Origin of the sequence: Paenibacillus timonensis, assembly GCF_022427145.1 — a bacterium.
GTDB lineage: Bacteria > Bacillota > Bacilli > Paenibacillales > Paenibacillaceae > Fontibacillus > Fontibacillus timonensis.
Window position 1 is genome coordinate 181,050 of sequence record NZ_JAKSXN010000001.1, and the last position, 6,343, is coordinate 187,392.

General features: G+C 53.1%; 5 protein-coding genes. All 5 read right to left on the minus strand.

Annotated elements, in window-relative coordinates:
- Positions 1-128: 128 nt before the first annotated feature.
- A complete protein-coding gene (locus MJ257_RS00865; RefSeq protein WP_178022595.1) occupies positions 129-404 on the minus strand; it encodes an NAD/NADP transhydrogenase alpha subunit in 276 nt (91 codons plus the stop codon).
- Between the two features lie 18 nt (positions 405-422).
- Positions 423-1,112: an endonuclease III gene (gene nth, locus MJ257_RS00870; protein WP_178022596.1), complete on the minus strand. Its 690-nt coding sequence runs from the start codon at positions 1,110-1,112 to the stop codon at positions 423-425.
- 110 nt (positions 1,113-1,222) lie between these two features.
- On the minus strand, positions 1,223-3,949 hold the full coding sequence (locus MJ257_RS00875) for an S-layer homology domain-containing protein (protein WP_240267499.1): 2,727 nt from the start codon (positions 3,947-3,949) through the stop codon (positions 1,223-1,225).
- Positions 3,950-4,021: 72 nt separating this feature from the next.
- Complete coding sequence (locus MJ257_RS00880; protein ID WP_178022598.1) at positions 4,022-4,615, minus strand: GerMN domain-containing protein; 594 nt, start codon at positions 4,613-4,615, stop codon at positions 4,022-4,024.
- Positions 4,616-4,640: 25 nt separating this feature from the next.
- Entirely contained in the window at positions 4,641-6,092 is a 1,452-nt protein-coding gene (locus tag MJ257_RS00885; RefSeq protein ID WP_240267500.1) for an N-acetylmuramoyl-L-alanine amidase family protein, read from the minus strand.
- Positions 6,093-6,343 lie beyond the last annotated feature (251 nt).

Sequence of the window (6,343 nt, forward strand, 5' to 3'; positions counted from 1 at the left end):
GGATTCGTTTACATTTTGCATTCTCAATCAACCAACGCAAAAAATCCCCTCCGGTGAGTCGTGCATTTCTGCACGATTCATCGGAGGGGATTTCATTTGGTTTTGCAATGAAGGGATTTCCCCCCGCTTTAACCGACGACTTCCGCCGTTTCCGTCGGAAGCAGGATTTCAAATACCTTGCCATGCTGCAGAATCGTGATGCCTCTCGTTTTGTCCTTCATCACGACGACTTCAGGTTTCACGGACATCCGTTCCAAATAATGCTCTGGCACTTCGCCGGAATCGCTGACAACCAAGCCTTCGACTTCACGTTCGTCGTTTTCGCCCAATTTCAAATCGATGACTTGCTCAAATACGTCCGAGAACTGCTCAAAGTTATCGGTATACACAGAAATGCATCTCATGGGGTCTCTCATCCTCACCTATTCGTTATCTTTCTTTGCCGCATTTTTCTTATTTTTTCTGTTTTGCGGCGTTTTCATACGTTTCTTGCCTTCCCTGCATACGTCAAGCAACGGGCAGACTTCGCATTTCGGGTTTTGCGCCTTGCAGTGGTACCTTCCGAAAAAGATCAAGCGATGGTGCGTTAACGTCCACTCGTCCCGGGGAACCCGCTTCATCAGCTTCTTCTCCACTTCAAGCACGGAGTCATTCCATCCGGCCAAACCCAACCGTTTGCTGACGCGCTCCACATGCGTATCGACGGCGATGGCCGGAACGTCAAAAGCGTTGGATACCACGACGTTAGCCGTCTTTCGCCCAACCCCGGGAAGTTCGACCAGTCGCTCGTGTTCCCGCGGCACCTCACCGCCATAACGCTCCAGCAAAATATGGCACAGATTTTGAATGTGCTTCGCTTTGCTGCGGAATAAGCCGATTTTGCGGATATCCTGCTCCAGCTCCTCGATCGGAACCGAAACATAATCCTCGGGCCTTTTATACTTCCGGAACAAATCGGCCGTGACTTTATTGACGGTTGCGTCGGTGCACTGCGCGGACAGGAGTACGGCAATCGTAAGCTCAAAGGCGTTCTCGTGGTTTAACTCGCAGCGCGCATCCGGAAACATGGCACCGATGGTGTCTAAAATATGGCGGACATCAGCCGCGTTCATGTCTCCACCCCTTTCCTGGAGGCCCGGCTGGCAGCTCGGATTTATCCGCGAAAAAACCGCCTTGATCCGGAAACATCCCGCATCAAGACGGTTGATCTCACGAAAAATGATTATTGCTTTTCGATTTCAACCAGCTTGTCTCCGTTGAAATACAAAACAATTTTATCATTTTCCTTCAGCGATTGCACGGATAATGTCGTGTCGCCTTGGTGAATAAACGTGTCCGCCGTTACCGCAAAGCGGTAATTCGTATCATTTAACGAGGCGCGGAGCACGATAATTTCTTTACTTACCCCGTCATAACGGGAAAACTTGCGTTCCTGCGGGGTTAACACTTTGATGACGACCGCCCCGTTCGTGTCCTTGCGAACTTCGACATGATCGTTGGTCGTCACGGATGTCGTGCTGGTGCTCACCTCGGTACCGCGTTGGACTTTTACGCCGCTAGCCAAGGAATAGGTTTCTACATTGCCGGCAAAAGACTTCACCGTCAACGTCGTACCGTTGACGCTTTGAACTTTGCCCAACGTCAGCTTCACGACTTGCAACGATACGGCCGTCTGTCCGTTGAACGTGACGTTGATCGTTTGTCCAGCCTTGAGGTCGCTGACCTTGATCGCTCCGCCGTTTTCGCCGAGCAATACGGCCTGATCGACATAGAACTCGGTGGAAACGCCGCCTGCCGTCGCCCGAATGCGGCTGTTCGACGTATTCACCGAAGCGATTTCGAACTGGATGGAAGTCTTCACCGCCAACGTTTGCACGGCATCCTGGTTCGCCGCCAGCATGGCGGTTACCGGGTCCCCGGCTTTAATATCGGCCAGCGTGGCGCCAGCTTTGCCATAGAGGCTGATCGAAGGCGTTGTCCCCTGATATGGGAGTTCAACGGTTTTTCCGTTGCCCAGCAGGATCGTGATTTTCTTCGTTGCGGTATTCGCCGAAACGTAAGTGCCTTCGTATTTGTAGGTCACGTCAACATTCACCACACGCGAACCTACAATCGTCAGATCGACTTTGCGTCCCTTGGACAGCAACGCTTCCAAGCCGGACAAGGTTGGCGCCGTCGTGTTATAGGAGTATTTCGTTTTATCGTCGATCACGAAGACATACGGTTTTTCAGCGGCATCCATGACGGTGAGAGCTTTGGTTTTCGCGTCATAATTGATGACGGTCGCGTTGGCCAACTGCTCGGATTGACGCCCGGTGACAACGATTTTCGTCACTTCGTCGTCGGGGTTCAAGGTCATTTCGACCTTGTCTCCGCCTTTAGTGTCGGTGATCAGATCGTCCAGGCTCGCGTCCGCGATCCCGTTGATTTGCACGGTAACGTTCTTCGCCAACCGCTTGATTTCGTCGCGTCCGCCGGCATTTGTGTAGCTGAGCAGCGTATCGCCTACGAGATCCAACAAGGTGCCGGTGACCGTACGTTCCGTCGCTTGGGTGACTTCAAGCGAAGTCAGGACGCTGTCCTTCACGGTAAAGGTGACGGAGGCTCCTTCATTCACTTCGCCCATCGCATTAAGTCGTTGATTCTGGTACAGCAAAATCGTGTTGTTATCGAATTTATACGTCTCTTCCGCCCCATTTGCGGCTTTGATCGTTACGGTTTTCGCGGTCAGATCCACTTTCGATACCGTACCGCTGCTTGTTTTGTCCACCAAAGCAGATTTCACTTGAACGATAACCGGCTTCTTCTCAGCCGTATACGTTTCCCGCTGTACGACCACCGTACTTTCCGGCGTAAGGTCGCTTGCTTTGATGGCATTGCCGTTTTGGTCAAGGAAGCTGGTATTAGCATCGTAGGTATAAGTCACCGAATCGTTATTCACGAGCAGAAGCAGACGGTTATTCGCCAGCACCCGCAGCAGGGTTCCTTCCACGCTCTCCAGCTGCTGGTTCGGATCGGTTACTTCCACATAAGCGGCCGAGCCGACCTTATCCACCACCAGAACTTTGGTATAGAGCTTCAAAGCGCTTTGCGTCGTTCTGGCTTCGGAATCCTTCGTAAAATAGACGGAACGGTTGTCCAGCGTAAAGCTCTTCAGCTGACCGTTCGTATACAACGCCAACTTGCCGTCCGTCAACTGGGTGACGATCCCCTCGTAGGCATTCGCATAACCCGGATTTACGTATTCCCCGCCGCGGCTGAAGAAGGTGGCGATTTGGGCCCGCGTGACTTTGCCAAGCGGATCAAAACGGTTGCCTTCCACCCCTTTGGTCAGGTTTAGCTGAACCGCGACATTGACATATCCACGCGCGTTAGCGGTAATGCTCGATTGATCGGCAAAGCCGGTCGACATCGAGGCCGAGGCTTTGGCTTCAGCGTCCTTCCCAAGGGAACGCACGAGAATTTTGGCGACCCATTCCCGCGAAGCCTTCTTCTCGCCCCAAGCTTCGCCTTCCTTCGTGGCCGCGATCTCTTCGTTTTTGTCAATCAATTTCTTGGACAGCGCCAGCTCCAGATAAGGTTTAAAATAAGTGCCTACTTTAAGGTCTGCCGGTGCACCGGCACCGTTGCCCAATTGTGAATCCAGATTCATGAACCGGATGGCCATCGTAATCGCTTCTTGCTGGGTAACGTTATCCCCCGGCCGGAATTTGCCGGCATCGCCAAGCAAAATGCCTTCGGCCGCCAGTTTGTAAATATGCTTCTCCGCCCAAAATCCGCTTTGTACGTCGCTGAACAAAGAGACAGCGGCAACGTTCTGCGAGGTGCTTACGTTTGGCGTTTCCTCGGCAAATGCCGCCGTTGCACCGCCCAAACAGAGGGCCGTGACCAGCATGGCCGAAACCGCTTTTTGGGTACTGCGTCTAAACGTGCGTTTATATGATGCCATCAAATTCTTCCTTTCTACAAAAAGATCTCTCTACCCATTCGACGGCAGGCAGGGGAGTTCCTCCCCGATTCCTTAATTTCTTGACATCGGATGCGTCAGTTCGACATGGCCCATCAAGGTATCTACGGGAGTCCCGTCGACCAGCAAATCGATCGCCTTTACCTCGTCGAATTGGAACAAAGTGTTTTTCAGGGCATCGAGCGCCAGCGCCTCCCCGCCCGCACCAAGTCTTGCTTCATCAGGCAGCGACAAATCCACGGTGACCGTTCCGTCCTTCAAAACGGCGGAACGAAATTCCGCTTTGCCCCAAAGCGAGAACTGCTTGGCGTCACTCGGGGTTTGCAGCGTTTTTAAGGCTGCCAAATATTTGTCTTCCTCCGCCTGATAAGTGATCTCGCGGCTGACTTGGGTTAATTCCAGCATCTGATCGTCGGTAAAATACGTCTCGATCTTTTCCGTACTCAGCTGCGGTTGGTTCATCCCTCCAGCTCCCTGCGACGAATCCGCATCCGGCGGCGTTGTCGCGTTCGGCGCTTGTACGTCCTCTTGAGTTTCCTCGGCGTTCCCTGCTCCGGCGTTTGGAGCGGCCTGCGGTTTCTGCCCACAGCCGCTGCTCAAGGCGAGCAGAAGAACCAAAACTCCCAAAATATAGCTTTTTCTGTTCACGGTTGCTTCCTCCTTCGCCCGGCAATCACTGAAGGCCGAGGTATTCTTTGATGCCGTCTACGATGCCTTGGGCGACTTTACTGCGGTACTCGTCGGTCGCCAACAGCGCATCATCGTTCTTGTTGCTTAAGTACCCGCATTCCAGCAGCACGGCCGGCATGGTGGTCTCCCGGGTCACGTGCAGGCTCTGCGTGCGGACTTTGCGATCGGCCAAGCCGGAGGCTTCAACCAGATGCCTATGCATGACTTTAGCCAGATCCAGGCTGGCCGCGCGGGTATAGTAGGTCTCCACGCCGCTGGCCGAGGCGGAACCGGAATTCGCGTGTACGGAAATGAAGATATCCGCGTTCACGTTTTCGGCGATTTTCACTCGGTCCGGCAATGTCGGATAAGTATCGCTTTCGCGCGTTAACACCAGGTTGATGTTAGGGTCGTTCTGCAGGAGCTGCTGCACCTTTAGTACTACCGCCAGGTTAAAGTCCTTTTCCTTCTTCTTCGTTACGCTGATTGCGCCCGGATCGCTTCCTCCATGGCCGGCATCCAGTACGACCGTCTTCTTCCCGTCGCCGCCGGAAGCTCCGCCCTGGCTCGGGTCCATGTTCAAATTAACGAGGATCAAGCCGTCGTTTTCGTTGACGAGCTGGTAACTCACCTTATAGTTCAAATCCAGTACGACCCGTACGGTCGATGGGCTGCTGCTGAACAACGCGTATCTGACCTTGGATACATCGGGATAATCCGTCACTTCGATAGAACCGCTTTGGTTTGCGTCGAGCGGTGCGCCATTAGCCAACGTTTCAGCAAATTGCGCTTGCGGTAGATCGATCACCAGCCGTTCCGGGCCGTTCATCGTAAAAATATTTGGCGTCACGTTATTATCGACCGCAATCATCAAGCTGTTATTGCTGAACCCGATCCCGGTTACTTTGGCCAGCTTGGAGGTATCCACCGGCGGCACAACCGTTCCCGGTTGCTGTTCGCCCGTGCCCGTGCCGGAGCCTGATCCGGCATTGCCGGCACTCCCGCTGCCGCTGCCGGAGCTTGGCGTCGTCAGATAAGCCGCTTTCGCCGCATTGTCCCAAGACACCTTCAACCCCATCTGCTCCCCGACGAAACGCATCGGCACGAGCGTCGTGTCCTCGGCAAGCTTCGGCGCGATCGTCAGTTTGATTTCGCTGCCGTTGACGGAAGCAGTTGTTTTATTGACATTGAGAATTAGCGTTGTACCCGATTGCTTTATGGTTACCGTGCGCGTCTTTTTCTCATAGTTGACGTCAAAACCCAGCTCCTCCGCGACGACACGAATTGGAATCATCACATTTCCGTTCACATTTTGGACTTGTCCATTTTCGGGCAAAGCGAGCGCTTTCCCATCCAGATAAATACTCGTACTGCCTGACGCGGCATGTCCTGTTTGCGCCATCACGAACAGCAGCATCCAGGCGAACATGAGCGCCGCCAAACCTTTTTTCTTCATCCGTCACCCCTACCATCCTAGAATTTTTGCCTCATGATGACCGATGAGTTTTTGCTTGCGTTTCGACATCACCAGACGACATATTAGACGCCAGAAGCCATGAAAAGTTGCGAAATTATGGCATTTTTCTGCTTAACTTTTGCCAGAGCTTCCTATGAAAATCCTGGGTTTCCTTAAAACGGTAGAGGCCTATGAGCGAAAAAATAGCCCGGCATATCGCAAACGCGATTTGCCGGACTGAACTCACTTTA